The organism is Micromonospora lupini str. Lupac 08 (genome assembly GCF_000297395.2).
GTDB lineage: Bacteria > Actinomycetota > Actinomycetes > Mycobacteriales > Micromonosporaceae > Micromonospora > Micromonospora lupini.
This window is the reverse complement of the sequence record NZ_HF570108.1, coordinates 3,171,720-3,198,358: the sequence shown is the minus strand read 5'-3', so window position 1 is coordinate 3,198,358 and position 26,639 is coordinate 3,171,720. Positions and strand designations below refer to the sequence as shown.

29 protein-coding genes are annotated in these 26,639 nt (G+C 72.7%); 8 read left to right on the top strand and 21 right to left on the bottom strand.

The window, feature by feature from the left end:
• Positions 1-290: 290 nt before the first annotated feature.
• A complete protein-coding gene (locus MILUP08_RS15705) occupies positions 291-932 on the bottom strand; it encodes a MerR family transcriptional regulator (protein WP_202805219.1) in 642 nt (213 codons plus the stop codon).
• 162 nt (positions 933-1,094) lie between these two features.
• On the opposite strand from MILUP08_RS15705, the gene MILUP08_RS15700 reads away from it, so the two are divergent.
• Complete coding sequence (locus MILUP08_RS15700) at positions 1,095-3,377, top strand: ATP-binding cassette domain-containing protein (RefSeq protein WP_007459327.1); 2,283 nt, start codon at positions 1,095-1,097, stop codon at positions 3,375-3,377.
• Between the two features lie 52 nt (positions 3,378-3,429).
• Here the strand turns inward: MILUP08_RS15700 and MILUP08_RS15695 are convergent, their stop codons facing one another.
• From MILUP08_RS15695 to MILUP08_RS15675, 5 genes are all read right to left on the bottom strand, one after another.
• Positions 3,430-3,849: a protein-tyrosine phosphatase family protein gene (locus MILUP08_RS15695; RefSeq protein ID WP_007459326.1), complete on the bottom strand. Its 420-nt coding sequence runs from the start codon at positions 3,847-3,849 to the stop codon at positions 3,430-3,432.
• A gap of 405 nt (positions 3,850-4,254) precedes the next feature.
• Positions 4,255-4,839 carry a hypothetical protein gene (locus MILUP08_RS15690; protein ID WP_007459325.1) on the bottom strand — a complete coding sequence of 195 codons (585 nt, stop codon included), beginning with the start codon at positions 4,837-4,839 and terminating at the stop codon, positions 4,255-4,257.
• 522 nt (positions 4,840-5,361) lie between these two features.
• The gene (locus MILUP08_RS15685; RefSeq protein ID WP_007459323.1) at positions 5,362-6,012 is read right to left on the bottom strand and encodes a response regulator transcription factor; all 651 of its coding nucleotides are present in this window, start codon (positions 6,010-6,012) and stop codon (positions 5,362-5,364) included.
• Positions 6,003-7,166, bottom strand: a complete 1,164-nt coding sequence (locus tag MILUP08_RS15680; RefSeq protein ID WP_007459322.1) for a sensor histidine kinase — start codon at positions 7,164-7,166, stop codon at positions 6,003-6,005. Before MILUP08_RS15680 ends, MILUP08_RS15685 begins: the two co-directional genes overlap by 10 nt.
• Before the next feature lie 18 nt (positions 7,167-7,184).
• Positions 7,185-7,982, bottom strand: a complete 798-nt coding sequence (locus tag MILUP08_RS15675; RefSeq protein ID WP_007459321.1) for a DedA family protein — start codon at positions 7,980-7,982, stop codon at positions 7,185-7,187.
• A 100-nt stretch (positions 7,983-8,082) separates the two neighbouring features.
• Here MILUP08_RS15675 and MILUP08_RS15670 point away from each other — a divergent pair, with 100 nt between their 5' ends.
• Both MILUP08_RS15670 and MILUP08_RS15665 read left to right on the top strand, forming a co-directional pair.
• Positions 8,083-8,763, top strand: a complete 681-nt coding sequence (locus tag MILUP08_RS15670; RefSeq protein ID WP_007459320.1) for a carbon-nitrogen hydrolase family protein — start codon at positions 8,083-8,085, stop codon at positions 8,761-8,763.
• Between the two features lie 79 nt (positions 8,764-8,842).
• Complete coding sequence (locus MILUP08_RS15665; protein ID WP_039906071.1) at positions 8,843-9,340, top strand: DinB family protein; 498 nt, start codon at positions 8,843-8,845, stop codon at positions 9,338-9,340.
• 19 nt (positions 9,341-9,359) lie between these two features.
• Here MILUP08_RS15665 and MILUP08_RS15660 read toward each other — a convergent pair whose 3' ends face one another.
• The 6 genes from MILUP08_RS15660 to MILUP08_RS15635 all read right to left on the bottom strand — a co-directional run bounded on the left by MILUP08_RS15660 (position 9,360) and on the right by MILUP08_RS15635 (position 14,826).
• The gene (locus MILUP08_RS15660; RefSeq protein ID WP_007459318.1) at positions 9,360-10,001 is read right to left on the bottom strand and encodes a histidine phosphatase family protein; all 642 of its coding nucleotides are present in this window, start codon (positions 9,999-10,001) and stop codon (positions 9,360-9,362) included.
• 68 nt (positions 10,002-10,069) lie between these two features.
• Positions 10,070-10,945: an alpha/beta fold hydrolase gene (locus MILUP08_RS15655; protein ID WP_007459317.1), complete on the bottom strand. Its 876-nt coding sequence runs from the start codon at positions 10,943-10,945 to the stop codon at positions 10,070-10,072.
• Between the two features lie 49 nt (positions 10,946-10,994).
• Positions 10,995-12,464, bottom strand: a complete 1,470-nt coding sequence (locus MILUP08_RS15650; protein WP_007459315.1) for a serine/threonine-protein kinase — start codon at positions 12,462-12,464, stop codon at positions 10,995-10,997.
• A gap of 84 nt (positions 12,465-12,548) precedes the next feature.
• The gene (locus tag MILUP08_RS15645) at positions 12,549-12,743 is read right to left on the bottom strand and encodes a hypothetical protein (RefSeq protein ID WP_039906068.1); all 195 of its coding nucleotides are present in this window, start codon (positions 12,741-12,743) and stop codon (positions 12,549-12,551) included.
• A 2-nt stretch (positions 12,744-12,745) separates the two neighbouring features.
• Positions 12,746-13,789 (bottom strand): LacI family DNA-binding transcriptional regulator, encoded by a 1,044-nt coding sequence (locus MILUP08_RS15640; protein ID WP_237747082.1) that lies wholly within the window; start codon positions 13,787-13,789, stop codon positions 12,746-12,748.
• A gap of 104 nt (positions 13,790-13,893) precedes the next feature.
• Positions 13,894-14,826, bottom strand: a complete 933-nt coding sequence (locus tag MILUP08_RS15635; RefSeq protein WP_007459308.1) for an NADP-dependent oxidoreductase — start codon at positions 14,824-14,826, stop codon at positions 13,894-13,896.
• Positions 14,827-14,903: 77 nt separating this feature from the next.
• Between MILUP08_RS15635 and MILUP08_RS15630 the strand changes: the two genes are divergently transcribed.
• Positions 14,904-15,305 carry a winged helix-turn-helix transcriptional regulator gene (locus tag MILUP08_RS15630; RefSeq protein WP_007459306.1) on the top strand — a complete coding sequence of 134 codons (402 nt, stop codon included), beginning with the start codon at positions 14,904-14,906 and terminating at the stop codon, positions 15,303-15,305.
• Positions 15,306-15,319: 14 nt separating this feature from the next.
• Here MILUP08_RS15630 and MILUP08_RS15625 read toward each other — a convergent pair whose 3' ends face one another.
• The 3 genes from MILUP08_RS15625 to MILUP08_RS15615 form a co-directional block, all read right to left on the bottom strand.
• The gene (locus MILUP08_RS15625) at positions 15,320-16,174 is read right to left on the bottom strand and encodes an SAM-dependent methyltransferase (protein ID WP_007459304.1); all 855 of its coding nucleotides are present in this window, start codon (positions 16,172-16,174) and stop codon (positions 15,320-15,322) included.
• A 96-nt stretch (positions 16,175-16,270) separates the two neighbouring features.
• A complete protein-coding gene (locus MILUP08_RS15620; protein WP_007459302.1) occupies positions 16,271-17,158 on the bottom strand; it encodes a helix-turn-helix domain-containing protein in 888 nt (295 codons plus the stop codon).
• 138 nt (positions 17,159-17,296) lie between these two features.
• Positions 17,297-17,536 (bottom strand): DUF397 domain-containing protein, encoded by a 240-nt coding sequence (locus MILUP08_RS15615; protein ID WP_007459300.1) that lies wholly within the window; start codon positions 17,534-17,536, stop codon positions 17,297-17,299.
• A 266-nt stretch (positions 17,537-17,802) separates the two neighbouring features.
• Between MILUP08_RS15615 and MILUP08_RS15610 the strand changes: the two genes are divergently transcribed.
• Positions 17,803-18,453 carry a GGDEF domain-containing protein gene (locus tag MILUP08_RS15610; RefSeq protein ID WP_007459298.1) on the top strand — a complete coding sequence of 217 codons (651 nt, stop codon included), beginning with the start codon at positions 17,803-17,805 and terminating at the stop codon, positions 18,451-18,453.
• 4 nt (positions 18,454-18,457) lie between these two features.
• Here MILUP08_RS15610 and rox read toward each other — a convergent pair whose 3' ends face one another.
• From rox to MILUP08_RS15590, 4 genes are all read right to left on the bottom strand, one after another.
• On the bottom strand, positions 18,458-19,885 hold the full coding sequence (gene rox / locus MILUP08_RS15605) for a rifampin monooxygenase (protein WP_007459296.1): 1,428 nt from the start codon (positions 19,883-19,885) through the stop codon (positions 18,458-18,460).
• A gap of 152 nt (positions 19,886-20,037) precedes the next feature.
• A complete protein-coding gene (locus MILUP08_RS15600; RefSeq protein ID WP_007459294.1) occupies positions 20,038-21,048 on the bottom strand; it encodes a phosphotransferase enzyme family protein in 1,011 nt (336 codons plus the stop codon).
• Positions 21,049-21,118: 70 nt separating this feature from the next.
• Positions 21,119-21,592 (bottom strand): SRPBCC family protein, encoded by a 474-nt coding sequence (locus MILUP08_RS15595; RefSeq protein ID WP_007459293.1) that lies wholly within the window; start codon positions 21,590-21,592, stop codon positions 21,119-21,121.
• On the bottom strand, positions 21,576-21,920 hold the full coding sequence (locus MILUP08_RS15590; RefSeq protein ID WP_007459291.1) for an ArsR/SmtB family transcription factor: 345 nt from the start codon (positions 21,918-21,920) through the stop codon (positions 21,576-21,578). Before MILUP08_RS15590 ends, MILUP08_RS15595 begins: the two co-directional genes overlap by 17 nt.
• Positions 21,921-22,090: 170 nt before the next feature.
• Here MILUP08_RS15590 and MILUP08_RS15585 point away from each other — a divergent pair, with 170 nt between their 5' ends.
• Positions 22,091-22,741, top strand: a complete 651-nt coding sequence (locus MILUP08_RS15585; RefSeq protein ID WP_007459289.1) for a flavodoxin family protein — start codon at positions 22,091-22,093, stop codon at positions 22,739-22,741.
• 500 nt (positions 22,742-23,241) lie between these two features.
• On the opposite strand, the gene MILUP08_RS15580 is transcribed toward MILUP08_RS15585, so the two are convergent.
• Positions 23,242-23,733: a type II toxin-antitoxin system PemK/MazF family toxin gene (locus tag MILUP08_RS15580; RefSeq protein WP_007459285.1), complete on the bottom strand. Its 492-nt coding sequence runs from the start codon at positions 23,731-23,733 to the stop codon at positions 23,242-23,244.
• 64 nt (positions 23,734-23,797) lie between these two features.
• Between MILUP08_RS15580 and MILUP08_RS15575 the strand changes: the two genes are divergently transcribed.
• On the top strand, positions 23,798-24,313 hold the full coding sequence (locus MILUP08_RS15575) for an NUDIX hydrolase (RefSeq protein WP_007459283.1): 516 nt from the start codon (positions 23,798-23,800) through the stop codon (positions 24,311-24,313).
• Between the two features lie 49 nt (positions 24,314-24,362).
• Positions 24,363-25,700: a serine/threonine-protein kinase gene (locus tag MILUP08_RS15570; protein WP_007459281.1), complete on the top strand. Its 1,338-nt coding sequence runs from the start codon at positions 24,363-24,365 to the stop codon at positions 25,698-25,700.
• Between the two features lie 8 nt (positions 25,701-25,708).
• On the opposite strand, the gene MILUP08_RS15565 is transcribed toward MILUP08_RS15570, so the two are convergent.
• Entirely contained in the window at positions 25,709-26,611 is a 903-nt protein-coding gene (locus MILUP08_RS15565) for an IS5 family transposase (RefSeq protein ID WP_007455974.1), read from the bottom strand.
• Between the last annotated feature and the right edge of the window lie 28 nt (positions 26,612-26,639).

Here is a 26,639-nt window from a genome sequence, read left to right as displayed (position 1 = left end):
CGGGCAGCGCACGGCCCGCGCCGCGGCAGCACTCTCCGTGGCGGTGGCCTCCGTGGCGGTGGCTGGCGCGGGGGCCGCCGCAGCGGCCGGGACCGGCGCGGGAGCGAGCAGGACGGCGGACGCCGTGACCGCCAGCAGCGCAGCTCTCATGCGCCCGACCCTAGTCAACAAGATCGCCCGGCGGGAGCGGTTGGCCGCTCGACCATCCGGCGGCGGCCCGCTCCACCAGGTAGTCGTGCAGCGCGGCGCTCCCCCGCAACCGGCGCAGACTGCGGGCGTGCAGGTCCTGCTCACGGCGGGCCAGCTCGGCGCGGACCCGCTGGGCGCTGCCCGTGGTGCGCGAACTCGCCCAGCACCGCCGCGATGATCTCGAACGGGTAGGCGCCCCGGCGCAGGAGCGCGACGACCTGCGCGGCGCGCAGCTCGGTCTCGTCGTACACCCGGTAGTTGGTGCCGGGCGCGCGGCCCGGCCGCAGCAGGTCGCGCGCCTCCCACAGACGCAGCTGGGAGGTCCGGACCCCGACCAGGGTGGCGACCTCGCCGATACGGACGCCGCGGCGCGGCGCCGGCCGGGTCGCCGGCGGCTCGGCCAGCACGGTCTCGAAGGCGCCGAGCACGCGGCGGATGTCGGCGCGTTCCCGGTCCAGTTCGGCATGGCCGCCGTCGAGCGCCGCCAGGGCCGCCGGCACGTCGCCCCGGTGCACCGCCGCCATGATCTCCCGGGTACGGCCCCAGCCGTGCCCCTCGGCCAGCCGTCGGGCCACGGTCAGCGCGCGGGCGTGCGCGGTCGTGAAGATCCGGTAGCCGCTCGCGGTGCGCCGCACCGGTGGCAGCACGCCCTCGTCGACGTAGTTGCGGACCTGCTGCACCGAGATCCCGACGGTGGCGGCGAGGTCCACGGCCCGCAGGCGATCCTTCGGCACGGTCTCCACGCGGCCACCGTACCGGTTGACACGTGATTTGAGACTTTCCATCTCCTTTCGTCCCGGCCCACGCTGTGTTGTCGACAAAAGGCTCTACAGGAGGACGAATGAGACAATGTAATCCACCAGTCCGGCGGGAGATCACCCGCCACGACCTCGTGAAGGGTTCGCATGTCGCAGCCAGCAAGGTCCGCCGCCGACAGCCACGACATGATCGAGGTACGCGGAGCGCGGGAGAACAACCTCGCCGCCGTCTCGGTCGACATCCCCAAGCGCCGGTTGACCGTCTTCACCGGCGTCTCCGGCTCCGGCAAGTCGTCGCTCGTGTTCGGCACCATCGCCGCCGAGTCCCAGCGCCTGATCAACGAGACCTACAGCGCGTTCCTCCAGTCGCTCATGCCGAACCTCAACCGGCCGGACGTCGACTCGCTGCGCAACCTCGGCGCCGCCATCGTGGTCGACCAGGAGCGGATGGGCGTCAACTCCCGCTCCACAGTCGGCACCGCCACCGACGCGTACGCCATGCTGCGGATCCTCTTCAGCCGGCTCGGCGAGCCGTCGGTCGGTGGCGCCGGCGCGTTCAGCTTCAACCTGCCCGAAGGCATGTGCCTCACCTGTGAGGGGCTGGGCCGGGTCTCCGACCTCGACGTCAACGAGCTGGTGGACGTCGAGCGCTCGCTCAACGACGGCGCGATCACGGTGCCGAACTTCGCGGTGGACTCCTGGTACTGGCAGACCATCGTCGGCTCCGGGCTGTTCGACCCGGACGTGAAACTGCAGGACTACACGCCGCAGCAGTGGGAGGACTTCCTCCACAAGCCGGCCACGAAGATCAAGGTGGGCAGCAACAACTGGACGTACGAGGGCCTCGCGGTCAAGGTGAAGCGGCTCTACCTGGCCAAGGACCGCGACTCGATGCAACCGCACATCCGCGCCTTCGTCGACCGTGCGGTCACCTTCACCACCTGCCCCACCTGCGACGGCACCCGGCTCAACGCCGCGGCCCGGTCGTCGCGGATCGGCGGACGCAGCATCGCCGAGTGCTCCGCCATGCAGATCAGCGACCTGGCCGCGTTCGTACGGAGCATCGACGACCCCGGGGTCGCGCCGCTGGTCGGCAACCTCCGTGACCTGCTCGACTCGCTGGTCGAGATCGGGTTGGGCTACCTCAGCCTGGACCGGGAGTCCGCGACCCTCTCCGGCGGCGAGGCGCAGCGGGTGAAGATGGTCCGACACCTCGGCTCCAGCCTCTCCGACGTCACGTACGTCTTCGACGAACCCACCGTCGGCCTGCACCCGCACGACATCGCCCGGATGAACGACCTGCTGCTGCGCCTGCGCGACAAGGGCAACACCGTGCTGGTGGTGGAGCACAAGCCGGAGACCATCGCCATCGCCGACCACGTCGTCGACCTGGGGCCGGGCGCGGGCAGCGCCGGCGGGCAGATCTGCTTCACCGGCGACGTTCCCGGCCTGCGCGGCTCCGACACGCTCACCGGGCGGCACCTGGACCACCGGGTGACACTGCGCGAGGAGGTACGCCTACCGACCGGCCAGCTCACCATCCGCCACGCCGACCTGCACAACCTGCGCGACGTGGACGTGGACATCCCGCTCGGCGTCCTCACCGTGGTCACCGGCGTGGCCGGCTCCGGCAAGAGCTCACTGATCCACGGGTCACTGCGCGGCCGGGCCGGTGTGGTGATCGTGGACCAGTCCCCGATCCGCGGGTCACGACGCAGCAACCCGGCCACCTACAGCGGACTGCTCGACCCGATCCGTACCGCCTTCGCCAAGGCGAACGGCGTCAAGGCGGCACTGTTCAGCGCGAACTCGGAGGGCGCCTGCCCGGCCTGCAAGGGCATCGGGCTGATCTACACGGACCTGGCGATGATGGCCGGCGTGGCGAGCGTCTGCGAGCGGTGCGAGGGCAGGCGGTTCACCGACGAGGTCCTCACGTACACGCTGCGCGGCAGGAACATCGGCGAGGTGCTGGCCATGTCGGTCACCGAGGCGTACGAGTTCTTCCCGCACCCCATTCTCCGCCGACTGGTCGACGTCGGGTTGGGCTACCTCAGCCTCGGCCAGCCGCTGACCACCCTGTCCGGCGGGGAGCGGCAACGACTCAAGCTGGCCATCCACCTGGCGGAGAAGCGCAGCACGTACGTCCTCGACGAGCCCACCACCGGCCTGCACCTGGCCGATGTGGATCAACTGCTGGCCCTGCTGGACCGCATGGTCGACGCCGGCAACACGGTCATCGTCATCGAGCACCACCAGGCCGTGATGGCCCACGCGGACTGGCTCATCGACCTGGGCCCGGGCGCCGGACACGACGGCGGGCGCATCGTCTTCACCGGCACACCTGCCGACCTGGTCGCCCACGGCGACACCCTCACCGCCACCCACCTGCGCGAGTACGTCCACCGGCCAGCCGCGCCGCCCCAGGGTTGAGGGTCGGAGGGGGTGGTCGGTCAGGCGGCGTAGTGGCGTGGCGTCCGGTGGGTCAGGTGACGTGGCGCAGCCAGCGCCGCTGCCAGGGTGTCTCGACCGCCTTCGGGTGGTAGCCCGCCCGGACCCAGGGCACCGCCCGCTCGGCCGGCAGGCCGTCGAGGATCGCCAGCGCGGCCAACGCCGTTCCCGTCCGGCCGACGCCGCCCCGGCACGCCACCTCGACGCGTTCGCCGTCGCGTGCCCTTCGCAGTGCCACGCGCAACGCGTCGAGTGCGTCCGCCCGGTCGAGCGGCACCCAGAAGTCGGGCCACCTGATCCGCCGGTGCGGCCAGGCCGGCTCCGGGCCGGGCGCCAACAGCAGCGCGAAGTCTGCCGGCGAGGCGGTCGCGGCGACACGACGCCCGCGCACCATCGCGCCGCTGGGCAGTACGAGCACACCCGACTGCTCCGACCAGGTCTCCGCCACAGTCACCGGACCATTGTGCCGTGACCGAGGGCAGATCATCGTGCCCGATGGGCACAGACAGCGCCGCCCCCGGCCGGTTGGGCCGGGGGCGGCGCTGGTGTCGGTGTGCAGGTCGCCTCTCGGCGAGTGGCGCGACGCGGCTCCAGCCGAACGGTATTCCGCGAGGGCATTGAGGTGAGGCCCGGGGACACTGGATCACACCGACACAGCTTCACAACCAGCCAACCCCTTCCGATGTTCCCGCCCCGCGCAGATCTTGGACAGTTTCCGTTCCGCCCTGACGGAAACTGTCCGAGATCTGTTGCGGAGGGCATGCCACTCGGGCCAGGCCGGGTGAGCGGTGGGTGGGTGTGCCGATGGCCGGCACCCCGGGTTCGGGATGCCGGCCAGTCGGTCGGGTCGTGCGGTGGGTCAGCTGTTCCAGTACTGGCCGACCAGGTCGGCGGCCTGCTGCTCCCACTGGGCGTACGCGTCCGGGTACGCCGACACCTGCACGGTCTGCGCGGCCTCGGTCAGCGGCATGTCCTGCCACCCGTCGACCTGACGCAGGCCCTTCAGGAACGCGGTCGTCGAGTACTCCGGGTCGGTGATCTGCTCCGGCGTGCCCCAACCCGAGGAGGGGCGCTGCTGGAACAGGCCCAGCGAGTCGTGGTCATTCATATCGCCGAGGTGACCCAGGTTCTCCAGCTTCGACTCCTGCAAGCTCGTCGCGATCGAGATGACCGCCGCCCGCTCGGGCAGGCCGGCCTTCTTCGTGGCGGCGATGATCGCCTTGGCGTTTGCCGTCTGCTCGTCGTTCAGGTCGATGTGCGACTGGTCGCCCTGGGTGCCGTGCGGGATCAGCTTGCTCGTGTCGGGCTTGTCGGCCTGCACCACGGCCACCGGCCGGGCGTCCATGCTCGGGGTGGCGACATGGGCGATCGGACCGGCGAAGACACCACCGGCGAACGCGAGACCAGCAACCGACAGCATGCTCTTACGGAAGATCGTGTTCATGGGGGTAGCTCCTTCGGGGGTAGGAACACCCACACCACCAGGGGGCGGCGGCGCGGGTGTGAGCACCTCGTCCGGCGCTGCACTGTCAAGGGGGAAAGTCTGGGGGCCTGCGAGCCGAGGGCTCGCGGCGCGGCGGCCTGCGAGCGGGGGCTCGTGGCGCCGGGACCGTGTGTAACGAGCACCGGTCCGGGGTCATTCCCGTGCCCTGCGGGGCCACGTAGCGGACCCGAGGGCGGGGCTCACGGTCGTTCGGGGGTCTGCAACGACCCGACCCGGCCGGCCATTCCCATCCCGGTCGACCGGGCGGTGCGGCCGTGGTCCTGCGATCGTCAGGGTGTGTAACGACCCCCGGCCCGCCACGATTCCGGCCCAGGGATGCACCCGGTCACACCCCAGGGCGCCCACAACCGGACATCACGCCCGCGACCCACCGCGCCCGAGAGCCTGAGCGGGCCGTCGGGTGACGATCCACGCAGAGTCGCCCGGTACCGCAAGGCCCGGACGATCGGGACGTTGCGCCCTCTAGGAGGTGCTGCCCAGGTAGCGCAGGACAGCGAGGACGCGGCGGCTGTAGCCGGTGGTGTGGGCGAGGCCGAGCTTGTCGAAGATGGCGTTGACGTGCTTCTCCACGGCGCTCTGCGACACGTGCAACCGCTCGGCGACCGCGGCGTTCGTGTGCCCCTGAGCCATCTCGTGCAGGACGTCCCGTTCGCGTGGGGTGAGTCGGCCGAACGGGTCGGGTCGATCCGTTCCGGCCACCACCTGGCGGACCACCTCCGGGTCGAGCGCGGTGCCCTTGGCGGCGACCCGGTCGAGGGCGTCGAGGAAGTCGTCCACCTGCGCGACCCGGTCCTTGAGCAGGTAGCCGACCCCTTCGGGACGGTCCGCGAGGAGCCGGGCGGCGTAGCGCCGCTCGACGTACTGGGACAGCACGAGGACACCGGTGTCGGGCCAGCGCCTGCGGATCTCCAGCGCGGCACGCAACCCGTCATCGGTGTGCGTGGGCGGCATCCGGACGTCGGTGACGACCACGTCGGGACGGGACCGGCCGACCGCCTCGACGAGTTCGTCGGCGGTGCCGACGGCCGCGACCACCTCGTGGTCCTCCTCGGCGAGCAGCCGTGTGAGGCCCTCCCGGAGCAGCGTCGAGTCTTCGGCGAGAACTAGCCGCACGGCAGCTCCGCGAGCACTGTGGTCGGGCCGCCGGCCGGGCTCGTCACGCCCAGTCGGCCGTCCAGCGCGGCGACCCGGCGGGCCAGCCCGGACAGGCCGCGCCCGGTGAGATCCGCGCCGCCGACGCCGTCGTCGTGCACGCGCATGCGGACCCACCCCTCCCGTACGTCGATCTCGACCGTGACCAGGGTAGCGGCGGCGTGTTTCGCGGCGTTGGTGAGCGCCTCGCAGGCGACGAAGTAGAGCACCGTCTCGATCTGCCGTTCGGGGCGCTGTGGCAGGTCGCAGCGGATCCGCACCGGCACCTCGGAGCGGCGGGCGACCATGGCCAGCACCTCGCCCAGGTCGCTGCCGTCCAACGCCGACGGGTAGACCCGCCACGCCACCTCGCGCAACTCCTCGACGGCCCGCTGCACGTCCTCGTGGGCCTGGGCGACCAGGGCGCGGGTGCGGTCGCTGTCGCGGGCGCGGCGGGCGCGACCGAGCAGCATGCCGAGGGCGACCAGTCGCTGCTGGAGGCCGTCGTGCAGGTCGCGTTCGATGCGTTGCCGTTCGGCGTCCACCGCTGCGATGACCGCCGCCCGGCTGGTGGTCAGCTCCTGCACCCGCCGGGTCAGCTCGGCCCGGCTGTCCGGACGCAGCAGCCGCCGAGCCAGCCGGACGTCAAGCGCGGCGATGCTGGCGAGGGCCTGAATGTTGAGCAGGAGCAGCACCGCACCGACGGCGACCTGGGACAGCGTGTCGAGGAGGCTCAGCTCGCCGCGTACCGCCGCGCGCACCACGATCCCGGCAAGCACCAGCCCGATGCCCAGCACGGCGTATGCCAGCAGGCCGAGCGTGCCGGGCAGCAGCCGGGCGGCGAGGTAACCGACCTGCCGCCGCGTGTCGACCTCGCGCGTCGGCGGCGGCAGGTCGCCAGCGGGGAGGAGACCGGCGAGGCGCCGACGTTCCAGGGCCACGAGCTGTCCCGCGTACCGTCTGGTCAGGTCGGTGACCCGGCGGCTGGCCGCGGGCGCGAGCACGGACACGACGAATGCGACCGCCGCGACGGTCAGGAAGCCGAGCCCGACGGCGGCCGTCGCGCTCCCGGCGGCGACGCCGACCGGCAGCCGCAGCCGAGCCCACCACCGGCGGGTACGCCGCTCCCCTGCCACTGCGCTCCCCTCGCCCGGTCAGCGCTCGTCCGAGGCCCAGGAGCCGCCCCGGTAGAGGGTGCCCCGACCACCCGGATCGGGCATCCCCGACGCCTGCGCACCGTGCCGGGAAGGATCGGAGGGGTCGGCCGACTCGGGGTTTCGCGCGGTGCGGCGGGCCCGCCGCACCCGCGACCCGACGAACCAGGCGACGGCCGCGACGCAGGCGACGATCACGACGTTCTGAAGTGTGCCGACGTAGCCCTCGACGAGGTGCCAGTTGTCGCCGAGAAGATAGCCGGCGAGCACGAAGGTGGTGTTCCAGATCAGGCTGCCAAGCGTCGTGTAGAGCAGGAACGTCCGCACCGGCATCCGCTCCACCCCGGCCGGGATGGAGATCAGGCTCCGGAAGATCGGGATCATCCGGCCGAAGAACACCGCCTTGACGCCGTGCCGCAGGAACCACGCCTCGGTCCGGTCCACGTCGCTGAGCTTCACCAGCGGCAGGCGGGCGACGATGCCGCGCATCCGCTCCCGGCCCAGGGACGCGCCGATCAGGTAGAGCGCCAGCGCGCCCAGCACCGAGCCCAGCGTGGTCCAGAAGATCGCGCCGACCAGGCTCATCCGACCCTGCGCGGCCACGAACCCGGCCAGCGGCAGGATGACCTCGCTGGGGATCGGCGGGAACAGGTTCTCCAGCGCCACCGCCAGACCGGCGCCCGGCCCGCCGAGCCGTTCCACCAGATCGCTGACGTAGCCGACGATTCCGCCCTCGGGCGGTTCGGCCGCGGCGGCGGGGGTTCCGGTGGCGAGGACGGCGTGCGACGTTCGAATCATGTCCCCACGCTACGAACCGATCCTGAGAATCGACCATGAGGCGGACCGCCCGGTCCCGCGGGTCGCCCACACCGGCGGGGGTGCGGAAAACCGCACCCCGATGCGGCTCGCCGTGGCGCAGCCGCCGTGCGTACCCCTGGATGTCGCAGAGAACGCGCGGGCGCACGCCGACGCGGTCCGCGCGGCGCGCGCCCGGGTGGTGGTGTTCCCGGAGCTGTCACTGACGGGGTACGAGTGGGACGGCCCGGCCGTGCCGGTGGACGACAGCCGGTTGGCGCCGCTGGTGCGGGCGTGCGCCGAGGAGGGCACGCTGGCGTTGGCCGGCGCGCCGGTGGCGGGTGACCACATCGGAGTGCTGGCGGTCACCGGTGACGGGGTGCGAGTGGCGTACCGCAAGATGTGGCTGGGCGGCACCGAGGCGCAGCGGTTCCGGCCGGGCGACACACCGAGCGTGCTCGACGTGGACGGGTGGCGGATCGGGCTGGCGGTCTGCAAGGACACCGGCGTCGCCGCGCACGCGCAGCGCACGGCCGCGCTCGGGATCGACGTGTACGCGGCGGGGGTGCTGGAGATGGCGTGCGACGCCGCCGTGCCGGACGAGCGGGCCCGACGGATCGCCACGACGCACGGGGTCTGGGTGGCCATGGCGAGCTTCGCCGGGTCGACCGGCGGCGGCTACACCGAGGCGGCGGGCCGGTCGGCCATCTGGACGCCACGGGGTGACGTGGCCGCCCGGGTGGGCACCGCGTCGGGCGAGGTGACCGCGACGACAATCCACTGAGCGTGCCGCTCTCGACGGCCGGCACGGCTGAGCGTGCCGTGGTTGCCCCTGGGCGGAGGCGTTTGCCATGCTTCGGTCCATGACCGTTTTCCCGCCGACGTTCGCCGAGGATGTCGTCAATCAGCCGGCCCAGACGCAGTTCGAGGCGTTCATCGACGAGCACCGCGAAGCCCTCAACGGCTGCCTGGACGGGCTGACCGAGGAGCAGGCGCGCCGCTCGTTGGTGCCGTCGCGGACGACCCTGCTGGGTCTGGTGAAGCACGCGACGTTCGTCGAGAAGGTGTGGTTCGACGAAGCCGTGACGTGTCGGTCGCGCACCGAGATCGGCCTCCCGGCGACGCCGGACGAGTCCTTCATCCTCGACGACGGCGACACCATCGCCAGCATCCGGTCGGCCCATCGGGAGGCGTGTGAGGCGTCCCGTCGCGCGACGGCGTCCCTGGGCCTGGACGACGTGCTGCGCGGCAACCGGCGTGGCCCGTTGCCGCTGCGCTGGGTGTACCTGCACGTGCTGCGCGAGTTGGCCCAGCACTGCGGGCACGCGGAGATCCTTCGCGAGCAGATCCTGAGCGACTGACGCGCACGGCGTTACTGGATCACGCTCCAGTCAGGCCGGTGGTGTCCCCGAAGCGGCGCAGGGTCCAGCGGGCCGGTGGCCAGCCGCCGGGGTCGTGGTCGGTGACCCATTCGGTGATCGAGGCGGGTGGCACGTCCAGGTCGAACGCCCGGAAGATCGGCTGCGCGGCGAGGGCGTGGAACGCCCCCTCGACGGTCTCGCTGTGGCCGACCAGGACCACTGTGCCGCCCCGGTGCCGGTGCGCGATCTCCATGATGGCGCGGCTGACGCGTACCACCAGTTCGGCCCAGCTCTCGTTGCCGTCCTCGAACGGCCGGAACACACCCCCACCGGCCACCGCGTGTTCCGTCCGGAATCGGGTGACCGGCAGCCCGTCGGCGTACGGCGGGGTGTGCCAGGTGCACAGGCCACAGTCGGCGAGGGGGCGGATGCCGAACGCCGCGGCGATGGGCTGCGCGGTCTCGACGGTGCGGCGCAGCACGGACGAGTACACCGCCGTCGGACGGTCGACGGCGTAGTCGTCGGCGAGCCGCCGGGCCAGCCGCTGTGCCTGGTCGTGGCCGAGCGCGGTCAGGCCGCGGCAGCCGTGCGGGCCGCCCACGACCCCGTCGATCTGGTGGACCGACTCGCCGTGCCGCACGAAGATCAGCCGTGTTCGCATCGGCCCATCATGCCAGCGACGCGAACGGATGGATCAGCCGTCCGTACGGCCGGTGGAGAAGATCGTCGTCAGTCGGCGTCCAACACGTCGCGCAGCCGCGCCGCGAACTCCTCGGGCTTGCCCGCGTAGCCGAACTCGCCACCGAGGAAGCCGCCGTGGTGACTCGGGAACACCACGGCTTCCTGGCCGAGGAGCGCCGCCGTGCCGAGGGCCGTCCGCGCGGTGTACGTCCCCGTCGACTCCTCGCCGACCGCGATCACGATCCGGGTCGACGCCGCGGTGAGCAGGCTCGCGTCGGGCCGGTAGTCGGTGATCGCCCACGAGTTCTTCGACAGCAGCGGGTCGTCGCGGTTGCCGTCGTCCTCGCTGGGCATGCCGACCGACGCCGGGTCGGGCGCGGGCTGGGCGAAGTAGGCGTCGGTGAACTCGCCCTGCCACGACGTCATCGCGATGAACGCGGCCATGCCGGCCCCGAAACCCTTGGCCTCGTACGCCTCGTGGAAGCCGGCCCGCGCGCGCTCGGCGGCCGCGGCGTCGGGGAGCACCGCGTTGATCGGCGGTTCGTGCGCCACAAGCGTGGCGACGTCATCGGGGTGGGTGGCGACGAGTTCGAGGGCCGTCACGGCGCCGCCGCTGCTGGCGAAGATGTCCACCGGGCCGACGCCGAGCGCGTCGATCAGCAGGTGCAGGTCGGCCGCCTGCTGCTGGGGTGTGTTGTCGGACCGGCCGTCGGTGCGGGTGCTGCGCCCGAGGCCGCGCGGGTCGTAGGTGACGACGGTGCGGTCGGTGACGTACGTGGTGAGCGCCTGGAAGCCCTCCGCCGTCATCGGCTGGGCGATCATGAGCAGCACACGGTGACCGCCGGACGGGGGCAGCGTGCCGTGCACGTCGTAGACCAGATCGACGCCGGGTAGGGCGAGGGTGTGCGTCTGCGGTGTCGTCATCGGGTGAGACTACGACCGGCGGCGGTGCGCGGGCGAGCGCGCCATGCGCTCAGTCGTCGGCGCGGCCGGTGGACAGGTCACCGGCCCGGCTGAGCAGGGCGTCGAGGTGGGCGCCCGTCTGCTGCGGCAGCCGGCCACGGTCCACCAACTCGGCGATGGTGTTCCGCAGGTCGGCGATGCGCCGGTCGCGGTCCTTGGACCGCCGGTTCACGTCGGCGAGGTCGTCGCGGAGGTCCTCGGCGGTCCGCCGGTCGACGTCGCCGCGGGCCACGGCCGCGGAGAGCACCGCGCCGAACTCGTCGCTCACCTGGCGGAAGCTGATCGGCACCTGCTGGCCGACGCTCGAGGGCTCGGGGTTGCTGGTGGCGGGCGGCGACGTGGAGGCCGACGCCGTCGGCTTCGGTGACCGTGTGCTGGGCGCGGGCGTCGGCGCGGAGGCCGACGGCGCAGCGGCGGTCGGCGCGGAGCCGGAGGTGTCGGGGGTGCCGTCGCCCTGGGTGAGCAGGGCGCCGAGGCCGACAAGCACCGCGAGACCGGCCGCCACGAGGAGGGCCAGGGGCCGACGCGAGCGGCGACGGGCCGGCGGGGTCGCGACCGGCGCGGGGCGGGCGGCGACTGAGCGGTCGATCAGGGTCGGCGGGTGGGCCGGCGCGGCCGGCGGCAGGATGCGCAGCAGCTCGGTGGGCGGCTCGACCGGTTGACCGGCGCCGAACCGGCGGGCCAGCTGCGCGGCGCTCGGCCGGCGGGCCGGGTCGGCGGCGAGGCACGCGAGGGTCAGCTCGGCGATGTCGCCGGGCAGGCCGTCCACCCGCAGCGGCGGCACCGGAGTGCCCCGCCGGTGCACCTCCAGCGCGTCCTCCCAGGTCTGCACGGGCAGGGGCGCCTGGCCGGTGAGCGTGCGGTAGAACAGTGCGCCGAGGGCGTAGACGTCGCTGGCCGGGTCGGGCGGACCGGCGGCGAGGCGCTCCGGGGCGAAGTACGCGGGAGTGCCCATCAGCGGTTCGCCGGACTGGCTGTCGAGGCCGCCGAGCGCAGCGATGCCGAAGTCGAGAACCTTGGCGCCGGTGTCGGTGAGCATGACGTTGCCCGGCTTGACGTCGCGGTGCACCACGCCGATGCGGTGCGCGGCGGCCAGCGCGGCGGCGATCTGCCCGGCGACCCGGACCGCCTCTGGCCAGGGCAGTGGGCCGCCGCGCAGCCGGTCGGCCAGGTTGTGCCCCTCGACCAGCTCCATCACCAGGTACGGGACGACGACGCCGCCGGCCAGGGTGGCCTCGGCGTAGTCGTACACCTGGGTGACGTGGGGGTGGGTCAGCCGGGCGGCCGCGCGGGCCTCGCGCTGGATGGTGGCCCGCAGTTGCGGGTCGGCGGCGAGCTGCCCGGCGAGCACCTTGATCGCGACCGGGCGGCCGAGCACCTCGTCGTCGGCCCGCCACACCTCGGACATGCCACCGAGACCGATCCGCTCGTGCAGCACGTAGCGGTCGTGGAGGCGGAGGGTGGGCGTGAAGGGTGACATGGCTTCACCAGTCTGCCTGGCGAGTGCGCAATCGACCACTCTGCGTGCCCGGACCAGCACCGTTCGTCCCGGGTGTACCGAAAGTCAGGAGCAGCGGGGCACCGGTCGGGGCTGGATCCGGTCGGCGAGGCGGCGCAGGGCGACGGCTGTCACCTGTCGGGTGGGGGTCAGCAGTGGCCGGCGGGTGCGCTCGACCACGACCGGGGCGTCCGGTCGGGCCGAGGTGACGTGCCGGTTCATCGCGTCGAGAGCGGTGACGTAGCCGGTGGGGAATTCCATGGTCAACTCCTCGGGACAGGTCCGGTGGAGGCCCGGACGACGAGTGCGGTGGGTAGCAGCACATGACCGGCCGCGGCGTCCGCGGGCGGGTCGAGCAGCAGTTCGGCGGCGATGCGGCCCTTGTCCTCGGCCGGTTGCCGGACGGTGGTGAGGCCGGCCGCGGCGGCCTCGGGGATGTCGTCGAAGCCGGTCACCGAGACCGGCGGGTTGGCGCCGCCCGGTCGCTGGGCCAGCGCGTCGAGCACGCCGAGGGCGAGCACGTCGGAGCCGGCCAGCACTGCGGTCGGCGGTGCAGGCCCGTCGAACAGTCCGGCGACGGCGGCGGCCGCGGCCTGACGGCTGTTGCCGAGGGCGTTGACCACCGTCAGGTCCGCCCAGTCGACGCCGACCTCGCCGAACGCGTCGGCGAAGCCGGTGAGCCGGCCGCGTGTCGTCGGGTGCCACGCTTCGTGCACGCCGTCGAGGGTGAGGGGGCCGGCCGGCGCGTCGGGCAGCACGGCGTCGGCGAGCAGGGCCACCCGGCGGTGGCCGAGACCGGCGACGTGCGCGGCGATGCCGCGGGCCGCCGCCCGCTCGTCGATGCCGACGTACCGCTCGTCCGCGCCGGCGTCGTCGCGGGGAGCCGTGCTGACGTACGGCAGTCCGCGCGCGCGGATCACGTCCAACGCCCATTCCTCGTCGGCCACGCAGTAGACGCAGAAGCCGTCGACGGCGGCGTTCTCCACCGCCCGGCGCGCGTCGGTCTGCGCCGGCGGCAGCGGCACCAGCAGCATGCTGGTGCCGTGCCGCTCGGCGGCGGCGCTCACCCCGGTGAGGAAGCGGACCGCGAAGGGGTCGGTGAAGGCGTACGACAACTGCGACGTGAACAGGACCCCGATCGAGCCGACGAAGCCGCGACGCAGCGACCGGGCGGTGGGGTTGGGCCCCGGGTAGCCGAGTTGGCGGGCGGCGTCGAGGATCCGCTCGCGCAGTGCCGCCGAGAGCTGGTCGGGACGGCTGTAGGCGTTGGACACGGTGCTGCGGGAGACGCCGACGGCGTCCGCCACGGCTTGCAGTGTTGGCTTCACCCGGCACCTCTCTGTATCGATTCAGACTGGATCGATACAGAGACTAACCCGACGAGTTCGCGACGGTCAATACGCAAGCCCGGTCAGGGCACCAGCACCAGCCGACCCCGCAGGCCCCCGGCGGCCACCCGCTCGTGCGCCGCCGCCACCTCGATCAGCGGCAGCCGGTCGGCCAGACGCAGACTGAGCTGGCCGCCGTCGACGAGTGCGGACAGCTCGGCCAGTCGTGCGCCGTCGGCGCGGACCTCCTGCACGACGACCCGCGTGGCCCGCAACGGCGGCGGGGCGAACGGCGCCAACAGCGCGACGAACGTGCCCCCACCCCGCAGCGCCTCGTGCGCGGCGACCCCGACGACCGCCGCGTCGACGACCGCGTCCACCCCACCCGGGACCACCGCGCGCACGGCCGCGCCGAGCCGTTCGGTACGCGCCACGAACCAGTCCGCCCCGCACCCCCGCACCAGCTCCTCGTCAGCGGCGTCGGCCACCGCGACGGTCCGGACGCCGCGCAACGCCGCCAGTTCGAGCAGCAGACCACCCACCCCGCCGGCCGCGCCGGTCACCAGCAACGTCCGTCCCACGCCCAGACCGGTGAGGGCCAGCGACCGGGCCGCGGTGAGACCGATCAGGGGCAACGTCGCCGCCAGCTCCGGGGCGACGGTACGCGGCGCCGGCGCGAGGGCGTCCTCGTCCAGCACCACCCATTCGGCCTGGGCGCCCGGCGCGGAGAGCAGGTCCCGCAGCCCGATCACCTTCTCGCCCACCGCGAACCGCCGCACGCCCGGCCCGACCGCGTCCACCTCCCCGGCGACGTCCCAGCCCAGCCCCACGACGGGTAGCGGTGGCAGCAGACCCGCCGCACTCAACGCGCCGCTGCGGGTGGACAGGTCGATCCGGTTGACGGCGGCGGCGGCGACGCGCACCCGCAATTGTCCGACTCCCGGCTCCGGCACGGGCAGGTCGGCGATCTCCAGGACCTCGGGGCCGCCGAACCGGCGGACGATCACAGCTCTCATACCGGCGACGCTAGGAGCGCTAGTCTGCGGCGGGAAGGAGGCACCTTCGGGTGCCCTGGGCACCCGGGAGGTTCACGATGGCCACCATGACCGCCGACGAGCGCCGCGAGCGGGAACGCCGCCGGTACAACGCCTTCCTGGCCGAGTGCCCGGGCCACGAGCTGTTGGCGACACTCAGCGACAAGTGGCTGACGCTCGTGGTGAGCGCACTGGCCGACGGGCCGCTGCGGCACAGCGAACTGGCCCGTACCGTTGCCGGGGCCAGTCAGAAGATGCTCACCCAGACGCTACGCAAGCTGGAACGCGACGGCCTGGTCGACCGGTCGGTGACCGCGAGCGTGCCGGTCCGGGTCGACTACCGGCTGACGCCGCTGGGCGAGAGCCTGCTGCCGGTGCAGCGCGCCATCAAGGCGTGGGCCGAGACGCACATCGGCGAGGTGCACTCCGCCCGCGAACGGTACGACGCCTCGGGCACCTGACCCGGGCCGGTCGCTCAGGGCAGGCGGGCGACACCGCCGTACATGCTCACCTCGACCACCGACGGCCGAGGCTGCGGCTCGCTCTCGGCACGCCACTCGGCGACCGACGTGATGCCCGGCTCGATCACGTCCAGCCCGGTGAAGAAGCCGGTGAACTCGGCCCGCGTACGCAGGTTGATCAGCCCGTGCGGGCCGCCACCCTTGGCCGCCGCCCTGGCCTCCTCGGCGATCGCGGGCGGCAGGTATTCATGTGTGGCGTGCGACGCGGCCAGGTAACTGCCGGCCGGAAGCGCGTCGAGCAGCCGCCGCACCAGCGCGTACGGGTCGTCGTCGTCCGGCACGAAGTGCAGCACCGCCACCAGCATCAGCGCGACGGGCTGCGCCAGGTCGATGGTGCGTCGCAGCTCCGGGTGGGCGAGGATCTTCTCCGGGTCGCGCAGGTCGGCGTCGATATAGGCCGTGGCGCCCTCCGGCGAGCTGGTCAGCAGCGCACGGGCGTGGGCGAGCACGATCGGGTCGTTGTCCACGTAGACCACGCGCGACTGCGACGCGATGGCCTGGGCGACCTCGTGGGTGTTGTCGGCAGTCGGGATGCCGGTGCCGATGTCGAGGAACTGCCGGATGCCGGCCTCGCGGGCCAGGTAACCCACCGCGCGTCGCAAGAATCGGCGGTTCTCCAGGGCGGAGGTGCGGATCGTCGGGAACGCGGCTGCCATCGCGTCGCCGGACTCCCGGTCGGCCTGGAAGTTGTCCTTGCCGCCGAGCCAGTAGTTGTAGCGGCGGGCGGGGTGCGGCACCGCCGTGTCGATCCGGTCGCTCGGTGAGCCGCCCGTCGTACCGTCCGTGTCGGTGGTCAAGGCTGCCTCCATGACTCTGTGCGCACCCAGTCGGTGTCGTTCGTCCACTGTGACCGGCCGCCGCTCATGCTAATGCCACTCCGACGACGCGCGCCGCCCGGTCGGTGGTCACGCCGGGTAGTGCTCCTCCAGCAGCCGAGAAAGGATCTCCGGCGTACGCTCCGGCGGCTCGGCCTCGACGCACAACCGTTCCATGGCCACGGCGTAATAGTCGAGGTCGTCGCGCTTGTCGAGGTAGATGGCGCTGGTGAGCTGTTCGATGTAGACGATGTCGGGCAGCTCCTGGTCGCCGAAGCGCAGGATGGTGAAGGCGCCACCGGCGGCCGCGTGGCCACCGGCGGCGAACGGGATGACCTGGAGCCGGATGGTGGGCGACTTGGTCGCCTCGATGAGCGCGGTGAGCTGGCCCCGCATCACCTCGGCCCCACCGATCGGACGGCGGAGCGCCGCCTCGTCCACCACGGCCCAGAGCTGCGGCGGGTTGTCCCGGTGGAGCAGCTGCTGGCGCTGCATCCGCAACGCCACGCGGCGATCGATCTCGGCGGCGCCGGCCGCGCCGTGGCCGAGCAGCACGACCGCGCGGGCGTACTCCCGGGTCTGCAACAGGCCGGGGACGAACTGCACCTCGTAGCTGCGGATGAGCGCGGCCGCCGCCTCCAGGCCCAGGTACGACTGGAACCAGCTGGGCAGCACGTCGCCGTAGCGGTGCCACCAGCCGGGGCTGTTGGCGTCCCGGGCGAGCTTCAGCAGCGCCTCGCGCTCGCCCTCGTCGCTGACGCCGTAGAGGGTGAGCAGGTCGGACACGTCGCGCTCCTTGAAGCCGACACGTCCCAGCTCCATCCGACTGATCTTCGACTCGGAGGAGCGGATCTCCCACCCGGCGCCCTCCCGGGTCACCCCGCTGGACTCGCGCAGGCGGCGCAGTTGGGCGCCGAGCAGCATGCGCAGCACGGTCGGCCCGGTTGTCGGGCCGCCCTCGGCGGGAACCATCGTCACGTGCGGACCTCCGGATACCGACCACGCGGTCGGGCACCCAGCCCGGCCGACGTGTAAGCATGCCATGGACCGACAGTGAGGTGAACTCCTCCGGACCGGCGATTCAGTCCCGTCGCCGGGACGGCCTTCGACGGCCGGTCAGTTGATCAGGTGATCGAAGTCGCCGTCGCGCGCGCCGAGCACGAACGCCGCGATCTCGTCCACTGTGTAGATCAGTGCGGGTCCCTCCGGATGGCGCGAGTTGCGAACGGCGATGCCGGCTCCCCCGGGCAGTTCGGCGAGTTCGACACAGTTGCCGCTCGGGTTGCTGCGGCGGCTCTTCAGCCAGGTCAGCGGGGGCAACTGAGGAATCGGAACGCCATTGGGTGGCTGTTGCATGAGAGGCGTCTTTCTGCTCACGAGCCCGCCGGTGCCCGTGGGAGGAGCGGTGACGGCGAGGGTGCGGTATCGACATCGGACGGTTATGCACGTGCATCTGCTATTGCATCTGCACCGGACGGCGAGCATGATAACGCACGTGATCGGTGCTTATCCGTTCACTTTGCGTTACCCCGACTGGGGCAACCACCAGGGAAAACTGGCCCGACGCGGCACCGCGCCGCGCAGACCGACGGTTGGAGGCGGTCGCGGCGATGGGAGGTCTCGTGCCGGATCCGATGAGCGTCGCCTCCGGCCTCTGTGCCGCGGGAGCACTCCTCTCCTCCTGGCAGATGCGCCGCCGGGCCCTGCAGGCCGAGGCCGAGATCGGGCACCTCCAGGCCGAGCTGGCCGCCGAACGGCACGCCGCCAGCCACGACCCGCTCACCGGGCTGCCCAACCGACGCGCCTTCTACCGCCTCGCGGCCGCCCTGCTCACCAACGCCGACGGCCAGCCGCTGATCGCCATCGTGCTCGACCTCGACGACTTCAAGCAGATCAACGACCGGTACGGGCACGCCGCCGGCGACCAGGTGCTGATCAGCGTGGCCGAACGGCTGGCCGGGTTCGCCGGGGACAACCTCGTCGCCCGTCTCGGCGGCGACGAGTTCGCGGGCCTGCTCGCCAGCCCGACCGTCGACAGGCGCTGGATCGAGCACGCCACCCGACGCCTCAGCGAGACCGTCGCCGCGCCCATCCGGCTCAGTGGGTGCAGCGTCCGGGTCACCGCCTCGGTCGGGCTCTCCCCGGTGACCGGCCCGGCCCAGCTCACCGACGCGCTCAGCCGCGCCGACGCGGCCATGTACCAGGCGAAGAGCCTCTCCGGCCCGCGGGCCCCCCGCCAACTCGTCGACAGCACCCGCCTCGCGGAGCGGTGACCGCTCAGGTGGCGGGTCGGCCGAACCACCGGGGCAGGTGGTCCTCCAGATCGGCCTGATCGTCACCGGCCCACGCCACGTGGCCGTCCGGGCGCAGCAGCACGGCCGGTATGTCCAGTTCGGCACCGACGTCGACGACGTGGTCGACCCGGTCGGCCCACCCGGCGGCAGAGAGCCGGCCGGTCTGGTCGAGCAGCAGCCCACGACCGGCGTGCATCAGCTCGTAGAGGCGTCCCCGCCTGAGCCGCACGTCCCGCAGGTGCCGGCCGAGCAGCTCGTGGCCCGCGCCGAAGTCGTAGCGGACCCCGATCGCGGTGACCTTCTCGATGAGGTGCCGGTTCACGTCCTCGAAGTCCATCAGCTCCGCCAGCAGGTGGCGTACCGCCTGCGGCCCCGGATCGGGCGACAGCAGGAACATCTGCGCGCGGGTGTTGACGAGCACGTCGGCAGCGACGGGGTGCCGCTCGGTGTGGTAGCTGTCCAGCAGCCCTTCGGGCGCCCAGCCGGTGACCTCGGCGGCCAGTTTCCAGCCGAGGTTCACCGCGTCCTGGATGCCGAGGTTGAGCCCCTGCCCGCCGGTCGGCGGGTGGATGTGCGCGGCGTCGCCGGCCAGCAGCACCCGACCGACCCGGTAGCGCTCGGCCAACCGGGTGGCGTCACCGAAGCGGGAGAGCCAGCGCGGCGAGTGCACGCCGAAGTCGGTGCCCGCGTACGCCCGCAGTTGGTGTTGGAACTCCTCGATTGTCGGCGGGACCGAGCGATCCTCGGCCACCCCCTCGGCGGGAACGAGGACCCGGTAGACGCCGTCCCCGAGCGGCCCGAGGCCGAACCGCAGGTGGGTCCTGCGCACCTCGGCCACCACGTCGGCCACCGTCTGCGGTGACACGCCCACCTCCATCTCGCCCAGCAGCGAGTCGACCCGGCTGGGTTCGCCGGGAAAGCCGACGCCGAGCAGCCGACGCACAGTGCTCCGGCCGCCGTCGCAGCCGACCAGGTAACGGGAGCGCAGCCGCGTGCCGTCGGCCAGCTCCGCCGTCACCCCGTCGTCGTCCTGGCCGACTCCGACCAGCTCGCGGCCGCGAAGGATCTCGACGCCGACCTCGACGGCGTGTTCGGCCAGCAGGCGGTCCGTGACGGTCTGCGGGATGCCGAGGACGTACGCGTGCGCGGTGTCGAGGCCGACCGGCGGCGGCTTGGGAATCGCGGCGAAGTAACCGCCCAGCGGATGCCGCGTGCCCAGGGCGAGGAAACGCTCCAGCAGTCCGCGCTGGTCCAGCACCTCGATGCTGCGCGCGTGCAGGCCGAGCGAACGCACGTAGCGGGTCGGCTCGGTGTCCCTCTCCAGCACGAGCGCGCGCACGCCGTGCAGCCGCAACTCGCTGGCCAGCATGAGACCTGTCGGTCCACCGCCGACAATGATCACGTCGATCATGAAATCCCCCGATTTTCCCAATTGTGGGCTTCGGGTGCAGATTCTGCGGCACCACAGGGGTCTTGCCGCAAGGCCCCCGGTGCGATATACGTTAGAGGTGGCAGGGAGCGCGATCTCCCTGCCTTTTCTGTTTTTTCACCGGGTTTTCCTGCTCAGTGCTGCGGCCCGTCGAGGTCACGCAGCGCCGTGTCGGCGAGGGTGACCAGGCCGACCGGCGACACGAGGCCCCGTACGATCCGGGCAGCCGTCGCGCGATCGTCGGGGCTGCCGGCACGATCCAGCGCCTGGCGGGTCCAGTCGCTGAGGTCGTCGAGCGCGCGAACGGCGAGGAACCAGGCCAGCCGCGCCGCGTCGATGTCCGAAGCGCCGTACCCGGCGCGCACGGCCCTCTCCTGCGCGGGCGTGATCGGCGCGAAGGCGAGCACGCCGCCCACGACGAACATCAGGTCACACTCGGGCGGGGCCAGCACCGCGTCATCCCAGTCGATCAACCAGACCTGGCCATCGGGGCCGAGCAGCAGATTGCCCAGGTGGGAGTCGCCGTGGCAGACCACCGCCGGCCCCGACCGGGCGGCGGCCAGCCGTTCGACCCCCCGGATCAGCGTGGTCACCCGGTCGGCGACGGAGGCCCAGGTGGCCGCCAGCTCGGCGACCAACGGATCGCCGGGGTCGGTCCGGTCGCGGAGCCGCCCGGCCACGTCGCGGGTCGCGGCCACGATCGAGGGGTACGCGTCACCGCCCGCCGGCAGCGCACGCGCCAGCTCATCGGTCACCGGCACCGCGTGCACGGCGGCCAACACCTCGCCGTAGGCGTGCCAGTGCGCCTCGGTCATCGGGCCGTCGAGCGCCCGCTGGTCGCTGACCCAGGGCACCGCGGAGAGCCGCCGCCCGTCGCGGTCACCGTGAAGACGCCCGTCGAGGGTACGCAGCGGCGCCGCGATCCCCGGCACGCCCTGCGCGGCCAGGTGCGCGGTCACGATCAGACCGGCCGGCGTGCCGCCACCGCTGAGCTTGACCGCGTACCGGCGTCCCTCGGATGTCCGGGCCCGCCACAGGCGTGCGTGCTCGTCCGCGCCATCAGTGACCTCGTCCAGCGTGGACAGGTCGAGACCGAAGTCCGCCCGGACCCAGCCGGCCACCTGCCGTGATACGTCCCGCGCCATGCGGACACCGTGCCACCGGGCACGTCGCACGGCCAGGGATTATCCGCACGCCGGCCCGCCGTGCGGCGCGTCAGCGCAGCGTGGCCAGGTGGCGGTCCAGTGCGGCGTACGACTCGGCAACTCCCTGCGCCATGCCGGACTCGACCATGCCGTCGCGGTCCTGGGCGGTGTCGAAGGACGTGGTGGTGGTGACCACCGTGCGGCCGTCGTGCTCGGTGAAGACGAGCGTCTCCACCGCGACGTGGCCGGGCATCCTCTCGAACTCGAAGGTCTGCACGACCCGCTCCGGCACGACGATCTCCCGGAACTCGCCCCGGAAGGCGTAGTCGCTGCCGTCCGGGGCGTGCTCGACGTGCCGGTAGCGGCCGCCCTCCCGGAAGTCGATCTCGGTGTCCAACGGGTTGCCCCGCCCCCACCAGCGCTTGAGGTGCTCGGCCTGGGTGTGCGCCGCGAAGACCAACTCGCGCGGAGCGTCGAACGTCCGGGTCATGGTGATCTCGCGGTCGGAGGGCTGGGTGATGGTCAGATCACTGGTGTCGGTCATGGCTGGTCCCCTTCAGGTCACGCAGGTAGTCGTCCAAGGTGTCGTAACGCTCGTCCCACAGCCGGCGGTACTGGTCGACCCACTCGGCGAGGGTGCGCAGCGGTGTCGGGTCGAGCCGGCAGCGCCGCCACTGCGCCTCGCGCGTCCGCACGATCAGCCCGGCGCGCTCCAGCACCCCCAGGTGTTTGGAGATCGCCTGGACGCTGATCGGGAACGGCTCCGCCAGTTCGTTGACCGTCGCCTCGCCGGACGCCAGTCTCGCCAGGATGGCCCGGCGGGTGGGGTCGGCGAGCGCGGCGAACACGGCACTGACCGGATCTGCAGTCATCACGTCGCTTTCAACCAAGTGGATTATCAACCGATGGGTTGAATATACCGCGCTCCGCCTCCCGGTCGACACCTTCCGCGAAAGCGGCACCGCGAGGGCGTGATTCGGGCCGGTGCCCGGGTATGGGATGGCGGTCAGTCGCCCTGCCCGATGGCCGGAAGGAACAAGACGTGGCCAGCATCCGTGCCCTCGTGCTCAACTGCACCCTCAAGCCGTCACCCGCTCCGTCCAGTTCGGAGCAGCTCGGCCGGGAGGTCCTGACCGAACTGGCCGCGCAGGGGGTGGACGGCGAGCTGGTCCGGATCGTCGACCACGACGTGCGCTTCGGGGTGTCGACCGACGAGGGGCACGGCGACGGCTGGCCCGCGATCCGTGCCAAGCTGCTGGCGGCACAGGTGCTCATCATCGCCACACCGATCTGGCTCGGGCAGCCGTCGAGCGTCTGCAAGATGGTCCTCGAACGCCTCGACGCCGAACTCTCCGAGACCGACGCAGAGGGCCGGCTCCTCACCTACGGCAAGGTGGCCGGGGTGGCGGTCGTCGGCAACGAGGACGGCGCCCACCACACCATCGGCCAGGTGCAGCAGGCCCTCAACGAGGTCGGTTTCACCTGCCCCGCCGCCGGCGCCACCTACTGGGTCGGCGAGGCGCTGCACACGGTGGACTATCGCGACGTCGGCGCCAAGCCGGACACCACCGGCCGCACCACGAAAGCCCTGGCCCTCAACAGCGCGCACCTGGCCCGGCTGCTCGCCGACCAGCCGTACCCCCCGCCGGACGCGCGCGGCGCCGCCGTCGGCCCGAGCCGCGAGCCCGCCTGACCGTCGGCGTCACGCCGGCGTCAGGTGCCGGACCGCGCCACCGCCCCACGGGCCAGCACGCTCGACCAGCGCGCACCGGCTCGGCCGGCCGACCTGGATGCACACCTACTCAGCCTGTCGAGCTGCCCCATGCGTGGGACGGCCGGCGATCTCCTACCGCCGACCCACTGGACGTGCCCGGTCTCGGGGCCGCGCCACAAACTCCCGGCCACCGCCACAACGGGCCGGGCCGCCGCCACGAAGCAGCCGAGCCCGGGCCGCGCCACAACCGACCAGGGACGCCGCCACGAACCAGCCCGGGCCGCGCCACAACCGACCAGGGACGCCGCCACGAACCAGCCCGGGCCGCGCCACAACCGAACAGGGACGCCGACGGCTCCCCCGGCCGGCCCACCGCCCGCCCGGCGCGATCGGGCGCGTGCCCCACTGCTGGGGCAGGTCGACAGGCACTGAGGGGGGCATCCGGCTGACACCTACGGGCTTGGCCGGCAGGCGTACGGTCAGCGCCAGCCGTAGTTGGCGCGCAGCGCCTGCCCGACCCGGTCGAACCGGGGCCGGTCCAGCACGGCGCCCTCGCGACGGATGCTGTCCTCGCGCATGGTGAGCACGCGGTCCAGTCGGACCCAGCTCGGCCGATTGTCGCGGTCCCACTCGCCGGGGCCGAGCGCGAACCAGTGCCGCTGCCCGTCCCGCTCGCTCTGGCTGGACAGCATCAGCCCGAACAACGTCCGGCTGTGCCGCCCGACCACCAGCACCGGACGGTCCTTGCCCTGGCGGGGGTCGTCCTCGTACGGCACCCAGGTCCAGACGATCTCGCCGGGGTCTGCCTGGCCGTCCCGCTCGGGCGCGTAGGTCAGCTCCCGACGCTGCAACGCGCTCACCTGACGGGGGCGGGCCACCCGCGCGGGGGCCGGCCCGGTACGCCGGGGCGACGGGATGACCGCGCCCACCCGGGAGATGCGTTGCGCCACGTTCCTCAACAGACCAGCCACGGCGGGCAGCCTACCGGCCCCGGCGTGGGCCGCCGGAGTCGGCGCACTGCGGCAGACTGGCCCGATGGACGAACTGCCCGACGACCTGCCGATCCTCCAGCGGCGCGCGGTGCGCGTGGTGGTCCTCGACGACACCGACCGGGTGCTGCTGTTCCACACCCGCGACCCGGACCATCCCCGGCTGGGCACGTGGTGGGAGCTGCCCGGCGGTGGCATGGACCCCGGTGAGACGTACCGCGACACCGCCGTGCGGGAGCTGCGCGAGGAGACCGGCATCGTGGTCGACGTCGGCGAGGTGGGCGCGCCGACCTGGCGGCGACGGGCGAGTTTCCTGCACCGGCAACTGCGCCACGTCCAGGACGAGGTGATCGTCGCCGTACGGCTGACCCGGCCCGGCCCGGACGTCGACGAGGCGGACCGGCTCGACTACGAGCGCGAGGACTACTTCGGCTTCCGCTGGTGGCCGCTGGCGGAGGTGGTGACCAGCCGGCAACGGTTCTACCCCGGGCAGCTCCCCCGGCTGGTCACGCCCTTCCTGGCCGGCGAGGAGATCGACGAGCCGTTCGAGCTGTGGTCCTGACCCGCGTCGGCGGGATGCCGGAGCGCGGCGCGGCGGGCAGAGTGGGGGCATGACGACCGACCTGCACGGGCCGCTGGCCGCGTACGCCGAGCGGCTGCACGCCACGATCGGCGACCGGCACCACGTCGCCTCCCCGCTCGGCGCCTGGCTGCTGCTCGCCCTCAGCGCGGCGACGGCCGACGCCGACCAGGTGACCCGGCCGAAAACGGGGACCGACCCCACGGAGGCCACCGACCTGGCGGCCGCGACCGGGCCGAAAACGGCGAACGACCTGGCGGCCGCGACCGGGCCGGAAACGGGGACCGGGCGGCTGGCGGACGCGCTGGGCACGGACCTGGCCCGCGCGGCGGAGGTTGCCCGCACCCTGCTCGACGCGCCGCATCCGCTGGTCGCGTCGGCCACCGCGCTCTGGCTCCGACCGGGCCGACGCACCGACGAGCCGGCCGGGTGGCGGGCCGCCCTGCCCACGGCGACCGAGGTCGGGGCGCTCCCCGACCAGGCCGGGTTGGACGCGTGGGCACGCGAGCACACCGACGGCCTGATCGAGACGTTCCCCCTGAAGGTCCACCCGGACGTCGTGTTCGCCCTGGCCAGCGCGTTGGCCACCCGGATCTCCTGGGCGCAGCCGTTCGAGGTCACCGACGCCCGCGCGCTCGGCCCGGCCAGCGTCTGGGCACGGGACCTACGGCGAGCGCTGCGCAGCCCGGACCACGGGCACCAGGGGGCCATCGTCACGACCGATCGGGCCGGTGACGTGATCGTGCACGCCGCCCGGGCCCAGGCGACCGACGGCGCGGGACTGGTGGTGCTCTCGGTGGCCGCCGCACCGCACGTGCCGCCGGCCGATGTGCTGGCCGTCGCGTACGACCTCAGTGCCGGCGCCGCCGAGGGCGCGCAACCGGCCGGACGCCGTTCGCTGTTCGACCTGCCGCTCGGCGACACCGCGCTGTGGACGCTGCGGGAGGAGCGGGTCCGGACCCGCGCCCGCGACGGCCGCGAAGAACGACACAGCGCGGTGCTCCCGTGCTGGTCGGCGCGCAGTGAGCACGACCTGACCGCCGAGTCGCTGGGCTTCCCGGCGGCGACGGCGGCGCTGGCCGGGGCGCTCGACCAACCGGTGCAGGGCTTCGAGGCGCGGCAGGTGGCGATGGCCCGGTACGGCCGGTACGGCTTCGAGGCGGCGGCGGTGACCGGCATGTTCGGGACGGTGAGCCTGCCGCCGGAGGGCGTCGCCCGCACGGCCGAGTTGCGCTTCGGCCACCCGTACGCCGTGGTGGCCGTCGCGACCGACACCAGGGCCGACGGCGTCACCGGGCCGTGGCATGGGGTGCCGGTCTTCTCCGCGTGGGTCACCGAGCCCGACGACCTGCCCGACGCCGACGCCTAGCCCGTGTTTCATAAAGCTCGGAGGTACTGGTTGATGGCGGCGATGGTCAGGGTGGCTTCGTAGCGGACGGCCAGCTTGTCGTAGCGGGTGGCCATGGCGCGGTGTTGCTTGAGCTGGTTGATGCCGCACTCGACTGCGTGGCGTCGGCGGTAGGTTTCAGGACTGAAGGCGGGTGGCCGGCCGCCGCGGGAGCCTTTCGCGAGGCGGTGGGCGTCTTGGTCGCTCTTGCTCGGGATGCAGGCCTTGATTCCGCGTCGGCGCAGGTATGCGCGGTTGGCCTTGGACGTGTAGGCCCGGTCCGCCAAGATCTGCTGCGGGCGGGTCCGGGGCCTACCGGGCCCGGACCGGGTGACGCGGATACGGTCGAGGACCGTGGTGAATTGCGGGCTGTCACCGCGATGTCCGGCCGTGACGACGGTGGCCAGGACCTTGCGGCCCTGTTCACAGGCAAGATGAGTCTTGGTGGTCCACCCGCCCCGCGACCGGCCCAGCGCGTGATCGGCAGGCTCGGCATGGATCCCGCCGGGTGGTTCTTTCTGCCGATCGCCGTCACGACGGGCACCGGCGGCGTGTTGATGGGCGCGGCTGATCGTGGAGTCGACGCTGACGCTCCAGTCGATGCGCCCGGCCGCGTCGGCGGCGGCTTGGAGCCCGGCCAGGATGCGGGCCCAGGTGCCGTCACGTTGCCAGCGGCGGAACCATCGATACAGCGTTTGCCATGGGGCGTAGTTCGCGGGCACGTCGCGCCAGGGTGCACCGGTGCGTACCCGCCACCGTATGCCGTCGATGATCTGTCGTCTGGTCCACTTGCACGGTCTTCCCCGCGACGATTCCGCAGGCAGCAACGGGTGCAGGTGCTGCCACTGGATGTCGCTCAGGTCATGCCGCGCCGCCGCCGCTAGGCTGGCCACGAGGTCTCCGGTATTCAGGTTTGCTTGG

What these genes read in the sequence shown, in the direction of transcription:
- MILUP08_RS15675 (WP_007459321.1), bottom strand. Translation starts at nt 7,982, where the DNA reads ATGATTCGAACGTCGCACGCCGTCCTCGCCACCGGAACCCCCGCCGCC.
- MILUP08_RS15670 (WP_007459320.1), top strand. Translation starts at nt 8,083, where the DNA reads ATGCGGCTCGCCGTGGCGCAGCCGCCGTGCGTACCCCTGGATGTCGCA.
- MILUP08_RS15600 (WP_007459294.1), bottom strand. Translation starts at nt 21,048, where the DNA reads ATGGCGCGGGACGTATCACGGCAGGTGGCCGGCTGGGTCCGGGCGGAC.
- MILUP08_RS15615 (WP_007459300.1), bottom strand. Translation starts at nt 17,536, where the DNA reads ATGCAACAGCCACCCAATGGCGTTCCGATTCCTCAGTTGCCCCCGCTG.
- MILUP08_RS15700 (WP_007459327.1), top strand. Translation starts at nt 1,095, where the DNA reads ATGTCGCAGCCAGCAAGGTCCGCCGCCGACAGCCACGACATGATCGAG.
- MILUP08_RS15665 (WP_039906071.1), top strand. Translation starts at nt 8,843, where the DNA reads ATGACCGTTTTCCCGCCGACGTTCGCCGAGGATGTCGTCAATCAGCCG.
- MILUP08_RS15575 (WP_007459283.1), top strand. Translation starts at nt 23,798, where the DNA reads ATGGACGAACTGCCCGACGACCTGCCGATCCTCCAGCGGCGCGCGGTG.
- MILUP08_RS15590 (WP_007459291.1), bottom strand. Translation starts at nt 21,920, where the DNA reads ATGACTGCAGATCCGGTCAGTGCCGTGTTCGCCGCGCTCGCCGACCCC.
- MILUP08_RS15660 (WP_007459318.1), bottom strand. Translation starts at nt 10,001, where the DNA reads ATGCGAACACGGCTGATCTTCGTGCGGCACGGCGAGTCGGTCCACCAG.
- rox (WP_007459296.1), bottom strand. Translation starts at nt 19,885, where the DNA reads ATGATCGACGTGATCATTGTCGGCGGTGGACCGACAGGTCTCATGCTG.
- MILUP08_RS15625 (WP_007459304.1), bottom strand. Translation starts at nt 16,174, where the DNA reads ATGGAGGCAGCCTTGACCACCGACACGGACGGTACGACGGGCGGCTCA.
- MILUP08_RS15595 (WP_007459293.1), bottom strand. Translation starts at nt 21,592, where the DNA reads ATGACCGACACCAGTGATCTGACCATCACCCAGCCCTCCGACCGCGAG.
- MILUP08_RS15635 (WP_007459308.1), bottom strand. Translation starts at nt 14,826, where the DNA reads ATGAGAGCTGTGATCGTCCGCCGGTTCGGCGGCCCCGAGGTCCTGGAG.
- MILUP08_RS15645 (WP_039906068.1), bottom strand. Translation starts at nt 12,743, where the DNA reads ATGGAATTCCCCACCGGCTACGTCACCGCTCTCGACGCGATGAACCGG.
- MILUP08_RS15570 (WP_007459281.1), top strand. Translation starts at nt 24,363, where the DNA reads ATGACGACCGACCTGCACGGGCCGCTGGCCGCGTACGCCGAGCGGCTG.
- MILUP08_RS15630 (WP_007459306.1), top strand. Translation starts at nt 14,904, where the DNA reads ATGGCCACCATGACCGCCGACGAGCGCCGCGAGCGGGAACGCCGCCGG.
- MILUP08_RS15690 (WP_007459325.1), bottom strand. Translation starts at nt 4,839, where the DNA reads ATGAACACGATCTTCCGTAAGAGCATGCTGTCGGTTGCTGGTCTCGCG.
- MILUP08_RS15655 (WP_007459317.1), bottom strand. Translation starts at nt 10,945, where the DNA reads ATGACGACACCGCAGACGCACACCCTCGCCCTACCCGGCGTCGATCTG.
- MILUP08_RS15650 (WP_007459315.1), bottom strand. Translation starts at nt 12,464, where the DNA reads ATGTCACCCTTCACGCCCACCCTCCGCCTCCACGACCGCTACGTGCTG.